This is a genomic window from Kineobactrum salinum (genome assembly GCF_010669285.1).
Lineage (GTDB): Bacteria > Pseudomonadota > Gammaproteobacteria > Pseudomonadales > Halieaceae > Kineobactrum > Kineobactrum salinum.
Genome location: NZ_CP048711.1, coordinates 1779073 through 1797185 on the forward strand (window position 1 = coordinate 1779073; position 18113 = coordinate 1797185).

Consider the following 18113-nt stretch of genomic DNA (forward strand, 5'->3'; position numbering starts at 1 on the left):
TCCGCCTGTCCGATAAATATAAGGGAGAGGAGTCCGCAACATTATGTACGGTGAATTTCTGCAACTTGCGATGCTCAATCTGGGGCTGATTTTCTGCATGATGGTGGCGATGTGGGCGCTGAGCATTGCCCTGCGGGATTCCAGTATCACCGACATCTTCTGGGGTTTCGGGCTGGTGATCACGGCCTGGTTCAGCTGGGCACTGGGCGACGGTGTGCCGGCCCGACAGTATTTGGTACTGACCCTGATCACGTTGTGGGGGCTGCGCATCAGCCTCTACATCGGCTGGCGCAACCGGGGCGGCGAAGATCCCCGCTATGCCAGGCTGCGCCAGCATGTGGAATCCAGCGGCGGCAACTACGCCCTGCACAGCCTGACGCATATCTACCTGCAGCAGGGCTTCTTCATGTGGCTGGTGTCACTGGTGCTGATTTTCGCGGTGTCCGCGGATGCCCCCGCAACCCTGGGCCCGATGGCCTGGACCGGAAGTGCGCTGTGGCTGCTCGGCATGTACTTTGAAACCGTGGGTGACTGGCAGCTGAGCCGGTTCCGTGCGGACCCCGCCAATCAGGGCAGGGTGATGGACCGGGGCCTGTGGCGCTACACCCGCCATCCCAACTACTTCGGCGAAGCCTGTGTCTGGGTGGGCCTGTTCATTATTGCGATGGAAAACCCGCTGGCGATTGTCACCGTGATCAGTCCCGCGGTAATGCTGTGGGTGCTGATGGGCCCCCTGGGCAAGGGCCTGCTGGAGCGGCGCATGGGCAAGAAGCGTCCCGGGTTCGAGGAATACAAGCGCCGCACCAGTGGGTTTTTCCCACTACCCCCCAGAGACTAATGCGGGGTGACACTGCCCCTGGAGGTGTGCTCGTGTTCAATTTTCCAACTGCCATCGGCAGCGCGGCCCAGGACATGGGAGAAACCGCCATTGATGGTCTCCCGCGGGAACACATGGGTAAACGTGCCCAACGCGATCGCGACATCGGCGGACAGCAGTCTCACCTCCAGTGTGTCGATCGCAAACCTGCCCATCTGCTCCTGATCGGGATAGTGTTTGCGAAACAGCGCCCGAACCGCGGGGCGTCCGCGCAGCACGGTATTGCCAAACATCAGGCTCAGCTCCTCGTCACCGCGGTACAGTGCGAGATAGCCGTCCATGTCGCCCGCATTCCAGGTGCTTTGCAACTGCTCGAGAAGTGCTGCCACCGGTTCGGTGTCGTCGGCCAGGGCCAACGGCGCCGCAGCGAGCAGCAGTGCCAGAGTGCAGTTGCACCATAATTTAGCCAAGGTCTTTTGCATCAGTCATTCCTCCCGTCGATCTCTGTCTGCAGGAACGCCGCCAGATCCTCCGGCGCGAACTTGCTGTTGCGGGTCGCGGGGTAGGCGTGGGCCGCCCGCGGTTTGCGGTCCAACCAGAAGGCGGCCGGATCCGCGTCGGGCCGCTTTGCCGCCAGCCAGATCGCGGTATCGCCACCCTGCAGGCCACTGCGCAGAACCAGCTTCAGAATCCTGCGGAATTTTGGCATCGCGGTCTGTACACCTTCGGTATCCGTCCAGCCCGGATGCATCACATAGAATTTCAGATCGCGAGCGGCGCCATAGTGGCTCTGCCAGTATTTGGTCAGTTCGGCCTGGCCGCGCTTGTGTACCGCGTAGGCCAGCACGCCGTTGTAATGCTCCGGCGCCGTTACGTTCATCCGGTTGACCATCAACGGCGCGTTGTACATGCCGCCGGAAGACATGTTTATCACTGTGCCGCCGCGATTCAACAGCTCGCCCTCCAGCAATTGCTCGGTCAGCAGGAAGTGGTTGAGGATGTTCAGCGCATAGGACGCCTCCTTGCCCTCCGCGGTCAGCTGATGCTCATGCAGCAGCACGCCGACATTGTTGACCAGCACGTCGAGCTGGCGCCCCTCGGTGCGGATCCGCTCGACCATGGCCGCGGTGCCCGACATCAGCGACAGATCCGCCACCAATGGCACGATCCTGCCGCCCGCGGCGGGCTCGCCGGCCAGCGCCGCCAGCTTCTGCTCACTGCGCGCCGCCGCCAGCACCGTGGCGCCGCGGCGTGCCGCCTCCAGAGCAATCGCGCCGCCGATACCACCGGAGGCACCGGTGACCAACCAGGTCTGGCCGCTGAAATCCGCCTCCAGCCGGGGCCAGAAGAGCGACCGCGAGTAATAGCCGATAGCGCTGAAGCTGGGCATGAAGCGGCCGTAGAATTTGATGATTTTGAGCAACTTTGACATTGATCGACCCCTACCGAACCGCTCGCCCTGATGTGCGATCCATCTTAGATCAATTAAGTCTTATTATGCAAGCATGGGGTCTGAACAGGGGCGCCTCAGCGACCCTTGCCAGCCGCGCGCGACGGCCGGCCCGTGGCGGCCTGCAAGCGTGGAGTAACATTGTCCTGCGTAAGAGGCTGTTCGCATTGGCCACAGACTACTGACGCCCCCAGCAAGTGACCACAGGGGTTGTGACGCACCAGCACCGGCGGGCCGTTGACATCCGCCAGCCATTCATCCGCCCACAGCATCAGGCTCAGCGCATGGGGAAACAGGTCCGAACCCTTCTTGGTCAGCCAGTATTCATAGCGCGGCGGCATCAGTTCGTACAGGCTGCGCTCCAGAATGCCGTTGAACTCCAGCGCCTTGAGCCGGTCGGCGAGAATATTGGAGGCAATATTCAGATAGGTCTGCATGTGGTCAAAGCGGTGGATACCAAAATACTGGGTGGCAATCACCATGCCGGTCCAGCGGTCACCCAACAGGTCCACCACATCCGATGCGTACAGCTCATCGGCGGCATAGCGGCGCCGGTGCATGCGCTGCACCTTCAGCTGCTCGTAGCCCTCGCCCGGCCCGGGCTCCCGGTGACAGCTGCGCAGGGTAACCTCGCCGCCACACTCATCGCAGGCAAGCTTTGGAATCATCGGTTTGCCGCAGTCATGGTGGATAATGGAGGTCGGCAGGCCGTCACTGATCATGCCCCAGCGGATGCCCCAGGCCCAGGCCAGCAATACCGCGTCCAGCAGAGCCCTGCCCCGTTCGGTCAGATAGTAGCTCTGGCGCCCCTTGCCCGCAACATGCGGTCGCGTCTCCAGAATCTGGTTGCCAATAAGTGACTTGAGGCGGTGCGACAGGGTACTGCGGGGAATATTGCATCGGCTGCGGAATTCTTCAAACCGGCTGGTTCCAAGGAATGCCTGCTGAATAATCAGCAGGCTCCAGCGGTCACCCAAGGCATTGAGAGCCCGGTTGACGGAACTTTTGGGGAGGAGTTTGGGCTTCGACATTGGCCTTCGCTGTTTGACACTCGCTAATGAAGGCCCGAGTGATACATTAAACAGTGCCGGTTATCAAGGTTGCCCCACCATTGCCCGCCTCCGGTCGAGGTCAGTCCACGCTGTTCAGCGCGGCGCAAACAGTTCCTCGCCGCGCGCCCAGGTTGCGTGAAAACCAAAGGGCACCCGATGCGGCATCCGTACCCTGGCGACGGGTCCTGCGTCAATTGCAGTGGCGTCAAACACCAGACAGTGCGACTGCCAGTTATTGCTATCGGTCACCAGCGTGAGCACATATCCATCATCCTCGGCGGAACTGGCAGTAGCGCCCCGTCGTGGCGCAAACACGGCTTCACTCCCGAACACACCGGTTCCGTAGTCCCATTGCCAGCGTCTGCCGGTTTCATTGTCATATTTGACCAGACCAGTGAAGCGCAGGGTCAGGCCGCCTTCGTGCAGCAACGGAATACGTTGATGATAGGCGAAGCGGCTCTTGCGCCCCATGTACAGTGGATTGGTCTTATTGAACTCGGTGTTGAGGTCATCGATATCGCCTTCGCGCACCTCCCCCGTGCGTAGATTGAAACGCCAGCGGTAGTTGTTGGCCTCGAGCCGCATGTAGGCCAGCATATGGGCCAGTTCGCCCTCACCGGGCTGGGTGTCTGGCATCGGATTGGTGGAGCGGCAACCGTCCATGACCACCCAGTCGCCCTCTTCCCAGCAGTTGCTGGTGTGCAACACATAACAGGGCTCGCATTCGAACCAGCGCAATTCACTGGCACTGCCGTGGCGGGGAATCAACCCAAAGCGGGTCGGCATGTCGCGATGGAAGGTCAATACCCGGTAACCATGCTTGCGCAGCACTGCCATGTCGTGGAAGAACGGCAGATCATGCAGGATCGTGTAGTTGCGGGTAACTCCTATGTCGTGCGGCAGGCGCGGCCCCGGCAATTCTATTTCAACTTCGTGCAGAACCTTGCCCCCCGCGTCGGCGACACCGCAGGTCATGAAGGGCGGTTCATCACCGTAATCGAAGAACAGCAGTTCCCCCGTGTTCGGGTCAACCTTGGAATGCGCGGACAGGCGGCGCTTGCTCCGACCCTCAAGATCGTAGTATCCCCTGGTGGAGAGGTCGGCGGAATCCAGACGATAGGGGTGGCCAGCGTTATACCACAGGCTCATCAGGTCGCCATTGAAATAGAAGATGTCGGTGTTGGAGGTATCCTTGATACCGAACGGCGACAACTGGTAATCGAATGGCCCCATCACGCCGGGCGATACCGAGCGTCCATCGCTGCGTTCGCCCTGCAGCGCAGCAGTATTCACATAGCGATTGCGGTAGGCCACCTGGCCATCCTGAAAGTAAACTCCGTGAACCATGCCATCCCCGTCGAAGGGGTGGTAGCGGTTCTTGGGCTGGAACAAGGGATTGGGGCCGTTGCGGAAATAGGCTCCATACAAATCGGCCGGCAGCTCGCCCTCCACCTGCAGGCCCGCCACGTCGAGTTCATTCGACGTGGGCGCATAGACACCGTGCAGATAGGGATTGTCCAGGCTATAGATCCACGACTGAGTATCGGAAAATTCCGCGACCCCGCCAATACAGTGCTCCACCGAAGGATATTCACTGACTCTGGATAGATTTTGCATCACTCACTCCTGCTGTCCCGGCCCGGTTGCAAACAATGCAGCAGGCACTGCGGTAAACAGAGTATAAGTATATAGTATTTTTATGCAAGTATGTGTCGTCGCGATTTTCCGGCCTGTATGCAGGGCCACATGGGGCATCGAAGCGACGAGCCCATCAGGCCCTTGCCTGCACCGAGGTGGTCGACTACCATTACAGTCTTTAAATAAAAGTCACTTGGATCGTCTATGCCAGCAAGCCTGCCCCTTCGCATTCCTGTATTTCAGGCCCCCATGTTTTTACAGTCCGGGCCCGAGATGGTCATCGCCTGCTGCAGGGCCGGAATCGTCGGCACCTTCCCCTCGGTCAACGCCCGCAGCACCGCGGAGCTGGAGCAGTGGCTGCAGCGCATCACCACTGAGACCGACCGCGGCCGGGACGCGCCCTGGGCGATCAACCTGATGATGCACAGCTCCAATACCCGCCGCTTCGAAGATCTGGAGCTGGCCGTGAAATACCGGGCGCCCATCGTGATTTCGGCGCTGGGCAGCCCCAAAGACGCGGTAGCGAGCGTGCAGGCCTACGGCGGCAAAGTTTTTGCCGATGTCATTGACACCCGGTTCGCGGCCAAGGCTGTAGAGGTCGGTGTCGACGGACTGGTGTTGGTGGCCGCGGGTGCCGGCGGACATACCGGCCAACAGGCCGGCTTCGCCTTTGTCGAGGAAGTGCGCCAGTTCTGGGACGGCGACATCGTGCTGGGCGGGGGCATCTCCTCCGGGCGCGGGGTGCGAGCCGCGCAGGTACTGGGGGCCAACTACGCCTACATGGGCACCCGCTTCATCGCCACCGAGGAAAGCATGGCAGTCCCGGAATACAAGCAAATGGTGGTCGCCGCCAGAGGCGCGGACATCATCTGTTCCGATGCGCTGACCGGGGTCAAGGCCAATTGGTTGCGGGCCAGCCTGGTCAAGGCAGGCTACGACCCCGACAACATGCCCGAGGCCGGCGCAGTCGATATCATCAAATCCTCCAGCGACGCCAAGCGCTGGCGCGATGTCTGGTCTGCCGGCCAGGGGGTCGGCGCGGTCAATGATATCCTGCCCATCGCGGCACTGGTGGACAGACTGGAGCGGGAATATCGAGCCGCATGCGAGGTGTAGCCTGATGCAGACCAGTTCCCCGGCCCGGATTCGGGCCATGACCGAGGCCGGCTACTGGGGTAGCGAAACCCTGCACGCCATCCTGCAGGCCCGGCTGGGTGATGCGGCGGAGCGAATCGCCGTGGTCGACCAGCCCAACAAGGAGGAGCTCACCGGGCTGCGGGCCCGCCGTATCAGTTACGCGGAGCTGGACCAGCTCAGTGACCGGCTTGCGGCCCGCCTGCTGGAACGCGGGCTCAAACACGGCGATCGGCTATTGGTGCAGCTGCCCAATATCAGTGAGTTGGTGCTGTGCTATTACGCGGCCAGCAAACTCGGCGTCGTGACCTCGCCCCTGCCGATCCAGTATGCGGGCTATGAGATCGGGCGCTTTGCCCGCACCCTGCGCCCGGCCGCGATGCTCACCCTGACCCGCTTCCGCGAGCAGGAGCTGGCGCGCCAGGCGGAACAGGCCCTGGACGCAGTCCCGCTGTGGACGCTGCAGGACGACTGGCTGGACCAGGCGCAGGAGAGCGACGCCGCGCTGGCCAGTCACCGGCGCCAGCATCCCGGGGATGCCAACGACATTCTCACGGTGGTCTGGACCTCGGGCACTACTGGCACGCCCAAGGGTGTTCCCCGCTCCCACAACATGTGGCGGGCGATGGCCGACAACACCATGGCCGCGGGCGAATACCAGCCCGGCGAAGTTCTGCTGGCACCGTTCCCGCTGGTGAACATGGCGGCCCTGGGCGGCTTCCTGTTTCCCTCGGTACTCAGCGGCTCCACGCTGGTACTGCACCAGCCCATGGACCCACCCATGTTCCTGCGCCAGATCCAGCAGGAGCGGGTCAATTTCACCATCGCTCCGCCCGCCCTGCTCAACCGGCTGGCGCAGCAGCCCGAGCTGTGGGCGCGATGCGACTTCAGCAGCGTGCGCGCCTTCGGTTCCGGTTCCGTGCCCCTGTCGCCGGCGATGATAGAGGTGATCGAGGGCCAGTACGGCAAGCCCATCATCAACTTCTACGGTTCCAATGAAGGCATCAGTCTGTTTTCCACACCCGCCACCGCCCCCAGCCCCGAATACCGGGCACGCATGTTTCCCCGCTTCGGCGCGCCGGACATGCCCTGGCGGGGCAATGCCCACGAGTCCATCACCACCCGGGTCATCGACCCCGCCAGCGGCGAGGAGATTTTGCAGCCGGAGCTTCCGGGCGAGCTGTGCATCAGCGGACCGGCCGTGTTCGACGGCTACCTCGATGACGCCGACGAGGGCGTATTCACCCCCGACGGCCTGTTCCGCACCGGCGACCTGGTGGCAATCTGTGGCGACCCGCCCCACTACTACCGCATCGTCGGGCGCTGCAAGGACATCATCAACCGCGGTGGCATGAAGATCTCGCCGGCGGAGCTGGACATCCTGCTGGAAGGGTTTCCCGGCCTGGTTGAAGCGGCGGTCTGCGCCTATCCGGATCCTCAGCTGGAAGAAAAAATCTGCGCCTGCGTCGTGCCGGCCCAGGGTAGCGCGGCACCGGACCTCGCCGCGCTGTGCGACTGGCTGCAGAGCAAGGGCATTGCCAGGTTCAAGCTGCCGGAGCGGTTGGAAGTGTTTACCGCTCTACCGCGCAACCCGGTGGGCAAGGTGGTGCGCGGCGAACTGCAGCAACAGGTATCACAACGAGGGACATCCCCATGAACCAGGTCTACATACTGGGCGGCGCACAGACCGACTTCGCCCGCAACTGGGCCCGCGAAGGGCTGGAAATCTATGATATGTTCGCCCAGGCACTGGGCGCGGCGATCACCGACGCCGCCATCGAACCGGCCCAAATCGAGGTGGGTCACGTCGGCAATTTCGTGGCCGAGCTGTTTACCCGCCAGGGCCTGATCAACGGTTTCTTCGGCCAGCTGTATCCCGAGCTGGCGGCCATACCCACCTCCCGCCACGAGGCGGCCTGCGCCTCGGGCTCCATCGCCATGCTCAGTGCCATGCGCGACATCGAGGCCGGGCACTACGACATCGCCTGCGTGCTGGGGCTGGAATACATGCGCAATGTCGACGGCAGGACCGGTGCCGAATACCTCGGCGCGGCAGCCTGGCAGGGGCACGAGGCCACCGACTGCAGCTATCCCTGGCCCCACATGTTCGACCGCATCACGCGCGAGTACGAGCAGCGCCACGGTATCAACAGTGATCACCTGGCCCGGATCGCGGAGATCAACTTCGGCAACGCCAGGGCCAACCCCAATGCCCAGAGCCGCGACTGGCAGTTCCCCGCCGGCTGCTTCAGCCAGGACGATACCCTGAACCCGGTGATCGAGGGACGGGTGCGGAAAATGGACTGCGGCCAGATTACGGATGGCGCCGCCTGTGTCATCCTCGCCAGCGAACAGGCAGCCCGCGCCCACGCCGACAAGCACGGGCTGCAACTCTCCGATATCCCGCGGATCAAGGGCTGGGGCCACCGCTCGGCGCCGATCCTGCTGGAGCGGAAACTGCAACTCAGTGCCGGCCAGCCCCTGCTCTTCCCCCATGTCCAGACCATGATGCAGGACGCCCTGCGCCGGGGGGCTTCCGCGATATCACTGAGCTGGATGGACTGGAGACCCACGACTGCTTCTCGGTCACCGAATACATGGCGATTGACCACAGCGGCCTGACCGCGCCGGGCGAGAGCTGGAAAGCGGTGGAGGAAGGCCGCATCACCCGTGACGGCGACTTTCCCATCAACCCCAGCGGCGGACTGATCGGGCTGGGCCACCCGGTGGGCGCCACCGGGGTGCGCATGGCGCTCGACTGCGCGCGCCAGGTCAGCGGCCGCGCCGGCGGCTATCAATTGCCCCGGGCCGAGAACATGGCGACCTTCAACCTCGGTGGCAGCGCCACCACCTGTGTCAGCCTGATCGTGGGGGTCGGCAGATGAAGACGGCCTATATCTATGACGCCCTGCGCAGCCCCCGCGGGCGCGCCAAAGAGGGCGCCAGCCTCAATTCCCTGACCCCGCAGGAACTGCTGAAACAACTGTATGCGGCACTTGCCGCGCGCAATCCCCTGAACCCGGTCCAGGTGGACGACGTCATTCTGGGCTGCGTCACCCAGCAGGGCGAGCAGGCTGGCAACATCGCCAAAAGTTCCACCCTGTACGCGGGCTGGCCCACCTCGGTACCCGGCCTTACCGTCAACCGCTACTGCTCTTCCGGCATCGACGCCATGGCGCTGGCGGCACTGAAAATCAATGCCGGGGTGGCGGCCACCACGGTCGCCGGGGGGTGGAGATGATGTCGCGGGTGCCGATGCTGGCGGATCAGGCGCGGGTATTCATGGATCCACAATTCGCCGCCCGCTGCCAGATGCTGATGATGGGCAACGGCGCCGACCTGATTGCAAGCCTGCACGGCGTGACCCGGGAGGAGGCCGATGCGGTGGCCCTGGCCAGCCAGCAGCGCGCCGCCCGCGCCCGCGAGCAGGGCTGGTTCAGTTCCATTGTCCCCATCGTGCGCGAAGACGGCACGCAGATCAGCGAGGACGAGTGCATCCGGGCCGGTATGACCGCGGCCCAACTGGCACAGCTGGCGCCCGCCTTCGCCAGGTCCGGCGCCGCCGGGGTGGATGCCTTCCAGCTAGTGGGTTACCCGCGGCTGGATCGTATCGACCACATCCACACCGCCGGCAATTCGCCGGCGATGGCGGACGCCGCCGCGCTGGTACTGATCGCCGACGAGGCCTTCGGCAGCCGCAGCGGAGCCCGGCCCCGGGCCCGGATCGCGGCCTTCGCCACGGTCAGCGCCGATCCGCTGCAGGTGCTCAGCGGTTGCATAGAGGCCACCCGCAAACTGCTGGCGGACCAGGGACTCGGCGCCGCGGACATCGACCTGTTCGAGGTGCACGAGGCCTTCGCGGCGATCAGCGTCGTTTGCATGCGCGAGCTGGACATCCCCGAGGACAAGCTCAACGTCAACGGCGGCGTGATTGCGCTGGGGCATCCGATGGGGGCCACCGGCGCCATCATGGCCGGCACCCTGCTCGACGAGATGGAACGGCGCGACCTGCAGTGGGGCCTTGTCGCCGCCGCCGGCGCGGCCGGCACCGGCAGCGCGCTGTTGCTGGAGCGCTGCACCTGAAAAACAGGGCGGGCCTCAGCTGCCGATCTTGCCGCCGTCTTCGCGCGTGATCACCAGGGTAGCCGAGCGCGGCACAGCACCACCGCCCTCGGGCCAGTGGCTGTCGAGCTGACCGCGGGCGAAATCCGCCGCCGAGGTGGTGGCGCCGGGATGCTGGACATTGATGAACATCGCGCGCTGGTCGGGTGTGGTGACGCAGCCGGTGATTTCGGCGCCCACCGGCCCGGTGAAAAAGCGCCGCAGCTCTCCGGTGTCCGGATCCGCGGCCAGCATCGCGTTGTTGCCCATGGGCCGGTAAGGGTCCTTGTTCTGGTCCCGGTCCGAGATATCGGTCTGGATCCACAGGCGGCGGTCGGCATCGAACCAGAGCCCGTCGGGCATGGCCAGCAGGTTGTCTTCATCGAGGGCATTGCCCTGCAGGTCGCGACTGTTGTCTGTGTCTCCGGCCAGCAGAAACAGTTCCCAGTCGAAGGTCAGCGCCGTGTGGTCATCGTCCGCCTCGCGCCAGCGCACGATCTGGCCGAAGTGGTTGGCCGGCCGCGGATTGACCGCGTCCACCTGTTCCTCCCGGCGCCGCTTGTTGTTGGTCAGGGTGAAATACACCGCCCCGGTGCCGGGGTCCACCGCGCCCCACTCGGGCCGGTCCAGCGGCGTCGCGCCGGCCACGTCGGCCGCGCCGCGGGCGTTGAGCAGTACATCCGCCAGAGTGGCGAAGCCCGACTGCGCGCCCAGGCCGTTCTGGCCGGGCACCAGCGCCAGCCATTCACCGCTGCCATCGTCGGCAAAGCGGGCCGCGTACAGGGTACCCTCGTCCAGCAGCGAACCGTCGGCGGTGGCACGGTGCCAGGGCCGCGCGGAGACAAATTTGTAAATGTATTCAAAGGCCGAATCGTCGCCCGAGTAGAGCACCAGAGGCCGCCCCTCCTCCACCGGGGCAAACACCACGCCCTCGTGGGAGAAGCGGCCGAGGTGGGTGCGCTTTACCGGGGTGCTGTCGGGGTCAAAGGGGTCCACCTCCACCACCCAGCCAAAGGCATGGGGTTCATTGCGGTAATCCTGCAGCGCGCTCGCCGCACGAGGGGTGGCGTCGAAGCGGGCACAGGCCTCGTCCCGCTTACCCGCTTCCGCGGCGGCGAGGTGCCAGCGCCAGGCACTCTGCGGGCCGACGCTGTAGCGGCTCTGGCTGGCGGGGGCGCCATCGCCCTCGCGCACAAAGTAGAAATGCCAGTTCTCCTCGCAGGTCAGGTAGGTGCCCCAGGGGGTGACCCCGTGAGAGCAGTTGTTCAGCGTGCCGCGGGTCATCAGTCCCTCGGGGCTGTAGGGGGTTTCCAAGCGCGGGTCCCCGCGCAGCGGGCCCCGGAACTCCATCGGCGTCAGCGCGGTGATACGGCGGTTGCGCGCGTCCCGTACCGCGCCCCACTGGCCGTCAGCCCCGCGCTGGATACGAACGACACTGACGCCGTGGGCATTCATCTCCTTGTAGACCTGCTCCGGGTCGCGGCTGCCATCGGCCCGCAGTGGCACGTCGAAGGCCCCCAGGGGCAGACCCGCCGCAGCCGCGTGCATCAGGCGCGGCTCGGCATACTCGTGATTGAGCACCAGCAGCCCGTCACCGGAACCCTGCAGCGGGAAAAAATGCATGCCATCGTGGTGCATGCCCATCTGCAGGGCCTGCTGCGCGGCGTTATTGTCGGGGGCAAAGGCCGGATAGTCGCCAGTGATGGGCTCGCCCCAGGGCAGCAGCACCTGCAGCCGGTAGCCGGAGGGCACCACCGCGGTATCCGCCCGGCTCACCGGCACCGGAGCAAAGCCCAGCAGCCCTGGCCCCGCGCTGGGGTCCCGCGCCAACGCGAGCCGCGGCAGCGGAGCGCCAAACAGGCTTGCCACCGCCAGCGCCAGGCCACCGCGCAGCAGATCGCGCCGGCCATAGCGCGCGCTGGCAACCCGCTGCAGATCCGGTTGGCCCAGCGGGCTGTGGCGGGGCTCTTCGCTGGCGACAAAGGCGGCATCGGCATAGCCGGGCAGGGGGCGATCAGACATGATGACTCCTGGACAAACTGCAGCAATCCGGCCACGACCGCGACCGGAGGCGAGGCCGCAGTGTAGAGCGAAAATATGACAACGGTGTTTAGGCACCGCACTTTACCGGTATTGAGACGGCTTGGGCAGCTTCGATTGCCTGCGCGCGGCTCCCGCTTCCTGCTACACTTGCCGGCCACAGGCAACTTCCCGGCAAATACATCCGTGACCGCACTCAATCCCCACCAGCGCGAGGCCGTGCGCTATATCGACGGCCCCTGCTGGTGCTGGCGGGCGCCGGCAGCGGCAAGACCAGCGTCATTACCCGCAAGATCGCCTATCTGGTGGAACAGTGCGGTATCCAGCCACGGCGCATCGCCGCGGTGACGTTTACCAACAAGGCCGCCCGGGAGATGAAGGAGCGGGTCGGCAAGCTGCTGGGGCGCGACAAGGCCGAGGGGCTGACCGTCAGCACCTTCCACCAGCTGGGCCTGAAGATCATCCGCGAAGAGCGCAAGACCCTGGGCATCAAGGCCGGCTTTTCCATTTTCGACGGCGAGGACAGCCGCAAGCTGCTGCATGACCTGCTGGTGCAGGAGCACGGCGCCGAGGGCGACCAGGCCGGGCCGATCCAGCAGCGCATCTCCAACTGGAAGAATGACCGCGTGCTGCCCGAACAGGCGCTGGCCACCGCCACCAGTCCCGCCGACATACTGTGCGCCCAGGCCTACAAGCGCTACTGGCAGGCGCTGAAAGCCTTCAATGCGCTGGACTTCGACGATCTGATCCTGCGGCCCACGGTGCTGTTTGAACACCATCCGGAAATTCTGGAAAAGTGGCAGACGCAACTGCACTACCTGCTGGTGGACGAGTACCAGGACACCAATGCCAGCCAGTACCTGCTGGTGCGTCAGCTGGTGGGCCTGCGCGGCGGCCTCACCGTGGTGGGCGACGACGACCAGTCGATCTACGCCTGGCGCGGGGCGCGGCCGGAAAACCTGGCCCTGCTGCAACAGGACTTCCCCGGCATCCGGGTGATCAAGCTGGAGCAGAACTACCGCTCCACCGGACGCATCCTCAAGGCCGCCAATACCCTGATCGCCAACAACGAGCATGTGTTCGAGAAGCAGCTGTGGAGTGAGCTGGGGCCCGGCGACCCGCTGCGGGTGATTCGCTGTGGCGACGAGCAGCAGGAAGTGGATCAGGTGGTGGCGGAGATCATCGACCACAAGCTGCGCCGCCGCACCCGCTTCGGTGACTACGCCGTGCTGTACCGGGGCAATCACCAGGCGCGGCTGCTGGAGCTGGCACTGCAGCAACAGCAGGTGCCCTACCATCTGAGCGGCGGCACCTCCTTCTTCGCCCGCAATGAAATCAAGGATGTGATGGCCTACCTGCGTCTGCTGGTCAACGAGGCCGACGACAATGCCTTCCTGCGCATTGCCAACGTACCGCGCCGCAAGCTGGGTCCCTCCACGCTGGAGGCGCTGGGCGCCTACGCCACCAGCCGCCACTGTGGCCTCAGCCAGGCCTGCGGGCATGTCGGCGGCGAGCATATCCCGGAGGCGGGGCTGCGCCGCCTGCGCGAGTTCCACCAGTGGTTGTCCGGACTGCGCCGGCAGAGCGCTTCTGCCACCGATGTCAGCGCCATCCGCCAGTTGCTGCGGGATATCGACTACGCGGACTGGCTCATGCAGATCAGCTCCAGCGAGGATGTCGCGGAGCGGCGCATGGGCAATGTCAATTTCCTGGTGGACAGCCTAGAGCGGGTGATGCGGGACGAATCCCTGGGACTGGAGGAAGCGGTCAGCCGGCTGCTGCTGCGGGACCTGTTGGAACAGCAGGAGGAGGAAGATGCCAGCCCGGACAACGTGCAATTGATGACCCTGCACGCCTCCAAGGGACTGGAGTTCCCCCATGTCTACATACTCGGCATGGAAGAGAACCTGCTGCCCCACCGGGCCAGCATCGAGGAGGACAATATTGCCGAGGAGCGGCGCCTCGCCTACGTGGGCATCACCCGCGCCCGCCAGTCACTGACGATGACCCTGGCCCTGAAGCGGCGCCAGTACGGCGAGACCGTCAGCTGCGATCCCAGCCGTTTCATCGCCGAACTGCCCCAGGACGACCTGCAGTGGCAGGGCGGCGACGAGCAGACCGCCGAGGCCAATGAACAGCGCGCCAGCGAGACGCTCAGCAGCCTGAAATCCCTGTTTGCCTGATCAGGCTGCGGCCGCAGAGCCTGAACGGATCACGGAGCTTATTCCCGATCGCCGTCGAGCTCTTCTATGGTGGCCAGCGATGGCCCCGCTGCTGCTGCAGGCGGCCCGCGGCCTGTTCAGCCGCGCGCATGGCTCTGAGGATATTGCCCCGCGACAGGGCGATCAGTTGCTCGTCACTCCAGCCGCGCCGCACCAGTTCGGCAAACAGCACGGGAAAATCGTCGGCGTCGGTCAGCCCTTCCACCATCCACTCGGAAGCGCCAAAGAAGTCGCTGCCGATGCCCACGTGATCGTGACCCGCCACCCTGGCGATGTGTTCGATGTGGTCCGCCACGTCGCTGACTGTGGCAGGCGGAAGCGGATGCTCCTCGATATAGGCCTCGTACAGCCCATCGTACTCGGGTTCGCCCCATTGCACGTCGCCACGGAAGCGGGTGAAGCCGGCGTCCCATTCTGCATAGCCCGGGGTATTGAACAGGGCGATGAATGAGGCCATGACCACCCCCCCGTTGTCAGGCAGCCGCTGCAGGACAGCATCGGGCACATTGCGCATATGGGGCGTCAGTTCGTGCGCGCTGGAGTGCGAATAGATCACCGGTGCTTCGGAGACATCCAGCACGTCCTGCATGACCTTGGGCGTGACATGGGACAGATCCACCAGCATACCCAGCCGGTTCATCTCGCGCACCACTTCCCGGCCAAAGTCAGTCAGGCCATTGTGCTCACTCTGGCCCGCGGCGTCGGCCCAGTCGTTGCTCTGTGAATGGGTCAGCGTCATGTAGCGTACGCCCAGAGCGTAGAACATGCGCAGGGCGCCCAGTGAGTTCTCGATGGCATGGCCGCCCTCCATGCCCAGCAGGGACGCAATCTTGCCCTGCTCCCGCGCCTGCTCGATATCTGCCACGCTGGTGGAAAAATGAAAGACCTCCGGATATTTTGCCAGCACGCGGCGCGCGATATCGATCTGCTCGAGCTGAATCCGGGCAAACCCCTGCTCCCGGGCTTCCTGCGTGCCGGGAATGTAGACGGACCAGAACTGCCCACCTACGCCCCCATCCCGCAACTTCGGAATATTGGTGTCGCCCGGCACCTCGCCTTTCAGGTCCCAGGATTCCACGTCGCGGCCGTGCTCCCGGATAACATAGGGGAGATCGTTGTGGCCGTCGATCAGCGGGTGTTCTGCCAGCAGCTCACGGGCGTGGCGCAGGGCGTCATCGGCGTGTGCAGGCCCCGCAAGGGCGAGCACAGCAAGGGTCAGCAAAGCAATTAGCGTGTGTTTCATGGCTCGTCTCCGTTGGTCTTGTTCGTCCCTGTCTGATCAGGCCACCCTGTGCCGGACAAGGCGACAACTACTGGCTCTGCTCCACCATGAAGTCCACGGCGGCCATTACTTCCTCATCCGAACAGTTCGCACATCCACCCTTGGCCATCATGGTGGTCCCCGGAACCCCCTTGATACCACTTTCATGCAGGGCGTCCACCCCCGCGCAATGCGATCGGCCCAGGCCTCGACATCGCCCAGAATGGGCGCGTCACCGGCGCCGGTGGCGTGGCAGGCAAGACAGGCCGTATTGTAGACTTCCTCGCCGCTGCGGGCCTCGCCCCCGCCAGCAGTGGCCTCCGCCGGGCCGCCACAGTCGCTGTCGCCCTGCAGGCAGACCTCACCCACAGGCTTGATGCGGGCCTCGATTTCAGCGCGCTGCTTCTCGGTCAGATCCACGGCGCTGGCCGCCACCGCCACGCACAGTGCCATCGCAGTCACTACAATTCGGCTAATCACAACAGTGTCCTCTCCAATCTGGCCGCGCATTATAGCCAGTTATGCCTCGCGGTAAAACTCATCCCGGTTGCACCGGTGGCGGCGCTGGCCGCAGGGCGTGTTTTACCCGTATCATTGGAGGCATCCCAGCCATGGAGCAGCGCGATGAAACTGTATACCTACGACCCCGCCCCCAACCCCCGCCGTTTGCAGTTGTTCCTGGATTACAAAGGTATCGAGGTCGACACCGTCCAGATCGACATGCTGAAGCAGCAGCAGTTCGAGGAAACGTTCCGCAAAATCAACCCGATGTGTACCGTGCCCGCGCTGGTGCTGGACGACGGCACGGTACTGACAGAGGTGATTGGCGCCTGTGTCTACCTGGACGAGGTATTTCCGGAGCGACCACTGATGGGTTCCACCCCACTGGAGAAGGCGCAGGTCATCAGCTGGAACCACCGCCTGTACAACAGCCTGTTCCACGCCATCGCCGAGGTGTTCCGCAACGGCAATCCGGCCTTTGCCAACCGGGCGCTGCCCGGTCCGATGGAGATCGCCCAGATTCCGCAACTGGTGGAGCGCGGCAAGCAGCGCATGGAAGGCGCCTGGCGGATGATGGACCGGGCGCTGGCGCGGCAGCCCTTCCTGGCCGGAGAGCACTTCACCTTCGCCGATATTGACCTGCTGGTCTGCATCGACTTCGCCCGCTGGATCAAGGAATCAGTACCCGAGGAATGCAGCCACATACAGGCCTGGCTGCCACGGGCCAGGGCGGCGGTAGAACAATAGCCGCTACTTGCGGCCGGATTTGAGCGCGACGGGTAGCGCCGGATCAGGTTATAAAGAGTGCATGAGTATGCGCCTGTGCTGCCGCGGGATGCTGCCAGCCGCGTTGCTGTGCCTGACAACACTGCTGGCGGGCTGCGCTGATCGCAACGCCGACGCCGAGCTGCAGCGCTATCTGCAGCGCTTGGCGCGGCCATTGCAAGCGGCGGTGCCGGAAGTCAGCGCGCAGGCCGTGCCGCGGATGCCCGCTGCCAGCGCGCTGCGACTGGAAATCACCGCCGGCAAGCTCGGGGCACTGGATTTCCTGGCGCTCACCGGCTGCGAGGTACAGGTTACCATCGGCAAGCGAAACAGTAGCCTCGGGCTGATGGCCAGCCCCTCCCAGCGCCTGCTGCTGGACCTGGAATACCTGCGTCTGGCACCGGCCTGCATCGCCACCCTGCGGGAACAGCAGCGGCAGGCACTGGCGGACACCCTGGCGCAGGTCCACGAGCTCAAGCAGCGGCAGTTACCGGCGCTGATCTTCAACGCCACCCTGGCGGGGCCCGAGTATCGCCAGCTGTGGCAGCCACCCCAGGTACTGGGCGACTATCCCGCGCGCACCGGCAGCGCGGTACTGTCCGCACTGGCCGCGATCGATGACAGCGCCCGGCGCTGGCTGGCGGGCGACTACCGGGCCGACAATCTCCAGTTCGAACTGCAACTGAGCGAAGTGGCCAGGGGCGACGGCGGCGCCCTGCTAAAGGCGCTGGCGCTGCAGGCAGCCTGGCTGCGGGCGGCCGACACTCTGCTGACACAGCGCATGCAGCAGGGACCGTTGTGCAGCGAGCGGATACGTCCGGCAGCGGCGGACATCCTGCCCAACGTGATCACCCGGTATTTCATAGGCGAAGTGCAGCCCCGCTCCGCTGCCCTGGGGCGGCGCCAGCACGAGCTGCTGCCGCTGCTGCGCTCGCTGGAGCGGCGCCTGGACGGTGTCCTGCCGGCGGCTTTCCGGGACTGGCAGTTGCAGCGTGAACAGCTGCTGCGGGCCTGGACAGCGGCCCCGCGTGAGCACGTGGCCCAACTGCAGGCCCTGCTGGAGCCCTGTGCAGCAAATCCGGGCATTATTGCCGCCACAGGAACCTCCACGGTCCCCAGTCTGTCAAAATAG

At 64.6% G+C, this 18113-nt stretch carries 14 protein-coding genes and 2 pseudogenes; 9 read left to right on the forward strand and 7 right to left on the reverse strand.

The features are described 5' to 3' along the window. Positions 1-43 precede the first annotated feature (43 nt). Positions 44-838: a DUF1295 domain-containing protein gene (locus G3T16_RS07585; RefSeq protein ID WP_163494526.1), complete on the forward strand. Its 795-nt coding sequence runs from the start codon at positions 44-46 to the stop codon at positions 836-838. On the opposite strand, the gene G3T16_RS07590 is transcribed toward G3T16_RS07585, so the two are convergent. From G3T16_RS07590 to G3T16_RS07605, 4 genes are all read right to left on the reverse strand, one after another. Further along, positions 835-1299 (reverse strand): YybH family protein, encoded by a 465-nt coding sequence (locus G3T16_RS07590; RefSeq protein ID WP_163494527.1) that lies wholly within the window; start codon positions 1297-1299, stop codon positions 835-837. The two genes, G3T16_RS07585 and G3T16_RS07590, sit on opposite strands and share 4 nt — an antisense overlap. Then, positions 1299-2249 (reverse strand): SDR family NAD(P)-dependent oxidoreductase, encoded by a 951-nt coding sequence (locus G3T16_RS07595; protein ID WP_163494528.1) that lies wholly within the window; start codon positions 2247-2249, stop codon positions 1299-1301. Before G3T16_RS07595 ends, G3T16_RS07590 begins: the two co-directional genes overlap by 1 nt. Before the next feature lie 95 nt (positions 2250-2344). After that, positions 2345-3298, reverse strand: coding sequence for a winged helix-turn-helix transcriptional regulator (locus tag G3T16_RS07600; RefSeq protein ID WP_163494529.1), 954 nt, complete (start codon positions 3296-3298; stop codon positions 2345-2347). 114 nt (positions 3299-3412) lie between these two features. Next, positions 3413-4936 carry a carotenoid oxygenase family protein gene (locus tag G3T16_RS07605; RefSeq protein WP_163494530.1) on the reverse strand — a complete coding sequence of 508 codons (1524 nt, stop codon included), beginning with the start codon at positions 4934-4936 and terminating at the stop codon, positions 3413-3415. A 270-nt stretch (positions 4937-5206) separates the two neighbouring features. On the opposite strand from G3T16_RS07605, the gene G3T16_RS07610 reads away from it, so the two are divergent. The 5 genes and pseudogenes from G3T16_RS07610 (at position 5207) to G3T16_RS07625 (ending at position 10174) form a co-directional block, all read left to right on the forward strand. After that, positions 5207-6073, forward strand: a complete 867-nt coding sequence (locus tag G3T16_RS07610; protein ID WP_232059301.1) for an NAD(P)H-dependent flavin oxidoreductase — start codon at positions 5207-5209, stop codon at positions 6071-6073. Between the two features lie 4 nt (positions 6074-6077). Continuing rightward, positions 6078-7748, forward strand: a complete 1671-nt coding sequence (locus tag G3T16_RS07615) for a class I adenylate-forming enzyme family protein (protein ID WP_163494532.1) — start codon at positions 6078-6080, stop codon at positions 7746-7748. After that, positions 7745-8713 (forward strand): acetyl-CoA acetyltransferase, encoded by a 969-nt coding sequence (locus tag G3T16_RS07620; RefSeq protein WP_232059302.1) that lies wholly within the window; start codon positions 7745-7747, stop codon positions 8711-8713. The genes G3T16_RS07615 and G3T16_RS07620 overlap by 4 nt, the downstream gene beginning before the upstream one ends. After that, the gene (locus G3T16_RS21820) at positions 8689-8976 is read left to right on the forward strand and encodes a thiolase C-terminal domain-containing protein (protein ID WP_232059303.1); all 288 of its coding nucleotides are present in this window, start codon (positions 8689-8691) and stop codon (positions 8974-8976) included. Before G3T16_RS07620 ends, G3T16_RS21820 begins: the two co-directional genes overlap by 25 nt. Then, a pseudogene (locus G3T16_RS07625) lies at positions 8973-10174 on the forward strand (acetyl-CoA C-acyltransferase). The gene G3T16_RS21820 and the pseudogene G3T16_RS07625 overlap by 4 nt, the downstream one beginning before the upstream one ends. A 15-nt stretch (positions 10175-10189) precedes the next feature. Here G3T16_RS07625 and G3T16_RS07630 read toward each other — a convergent pair. After that, a complete protein-coding gene (locus tag G3T16_RS07630; RefSeq protein WP_163494533.1) occupies positions 10190-12214 on the reverse strand; it encodes a PhoX family protein in 2025 nt (674 codons plus the stop codon). Between the two features lie 204 nt (positions 12215-12418). Here G3T16_RS07630 and rep point away from each other — a divergent pair. Beyond that, positions 12419-14415: pseudogene (rep, locus tag G3T16_RS07635) on the forward strand (DNA helicase Rep). A 64-nt stretch (positions 14416-14479) separates the two neighbouring features. Here the strand turns inward: rep and G3T16_RS07640 are convergent. Next, on the reverse strand, positions 14480-15697 hold the full coding sequence (locus G3T16_RS07640; RefSeq protein ID WP_163494534.1) for a dipeptidase: 1218 nt from the start codon (positions 15695-15697) through the stop codon (positions 14480-14482). A 147-nt stretch (positions 15698-15844) separates the two neighbouring features. Next, a complete protein-coding gene (locus G3T16_RS07645) occupies positions 15845-16195 on the reverse strand; it encodes a c-type cytochrome (protein ID WP_232059304.1) in 351 nt (116 codons plus the stop codon). Between the two features lie 144 nt (positions 16196-16339). Between G3T16_RS07645 and G3T16_RS07650 the strand changes: the two genes are divergently transcribed. Next, entirely contained in the window at positions 16340-16963 is a 624-nt protein-coding gene (locus tag G3T16_RS07650) for a glutathione S-transferase family protein (RefSeq protein ID WP_163494535.1), read from the forward strand. Between the two features lie 61 nt (positions 16964-17024). Beyond that, positions 17025-18113, forward strand: coding sequence for a DUF3080 family protein (locus tag G3T16_RS07655; protein ID WP_232059305.1), 1089 nt, complete (start codon positions 17025-17027; stop codon positions 18111-18113).

Bases quoted from the DNA above. Each gene is read 5' to 3' on its own strand.
- G3T16_RS07585 (WP_163494526.1), top strand. From the start codon at position 44: ATGTACGGTGAATTTCTGCAACTTGCGATGCTCAATCTGGGGCTGATT.
- G3T16_RS07590 (WP_163494527.1), bottom strand. From the start codon at position 1,299: ATGCAAAAGACCTTGGCTAAATTATGGTGCAACTGCACTCTGGCACTG.
- G3T16_RS07595 (WP_163494528.1), bottom strand. From the start codon at position 2,249: ATGTCAAAGTTGCTCAAAATCATCAAATTCTACGGCCGCTTCATGCCC.
- G3T16_RS07600 (WP_163494529.1), bottom strand. From the start codon at position 3,298: ATGTCGAAGCCCAAACTCCTCCCCAAAAGTTCCGTCAACCGGGCTCTC.
- G3T16_RS07605 (WP_163494530.1), bottom strand. From the start codon at position 4,936: ATGCAAAATCTATCCAGAGTCAGTGAATATCCTTCGGTGGAGCACTGT.
- G3T16_RS07610 (WP_232059301.1), top strand. From the start codon at position 5,207: ATGTTTTTACAGTCCGGGCCCGAGATGGTCATCGCCTGCTGCAGGGCC.
- G3T16_RS07615 (WP_163494532.1), top strand. From the start codon at position 6,078: ATGCAGACCAGTTCCCCGGCCCGGATTCGGGCCATGACCGAGGCCGGC.
- G3T16_RS07620 (WP_232059302.1), top strand. From the start codon at position 7,745: ATGAACCAGGTCTACATACTGGGCGGCGCACAGACCGACTTCGCCCGC.
- G3T16_RS21820 (WP_232059303.1), top strand. From the start codon at position 8,689: ATGGCGATTGACCACAGCGGCCTGACCGCGCCGGGCGAGAGCTGGAAA.
- G3T16_RS07630 (WP_163494533.1), bottom strand. From the start codon at position 12,214: ATGTCTGATCGCCCCCTGCCCGGCTATGCCGATGCCGCCTTTGTCGCC.
- G3T16_RS07640 (WP_163494534.1), bottom strand. From the start codon at position 15,697: ATGAAACACACGCTAATTGCTTTGCTGACCCTTGCTGTGCTCGCCCTT.
- G3T16_RS07650 (WP_163494535.1), top strand. From the start codon at position 16,340: ATGAAACTGTATACCTACGACCCCGCCCCCAACCCCCGCCGTTTGCAG.
- G3T16_RS07655 (WP_232059305.1), top strand. From the start codon at position 17,025: ATGAGTATGCGCCTGTGCTGCCGCGGGATGCTGCCAGCCGCGTTGCTG.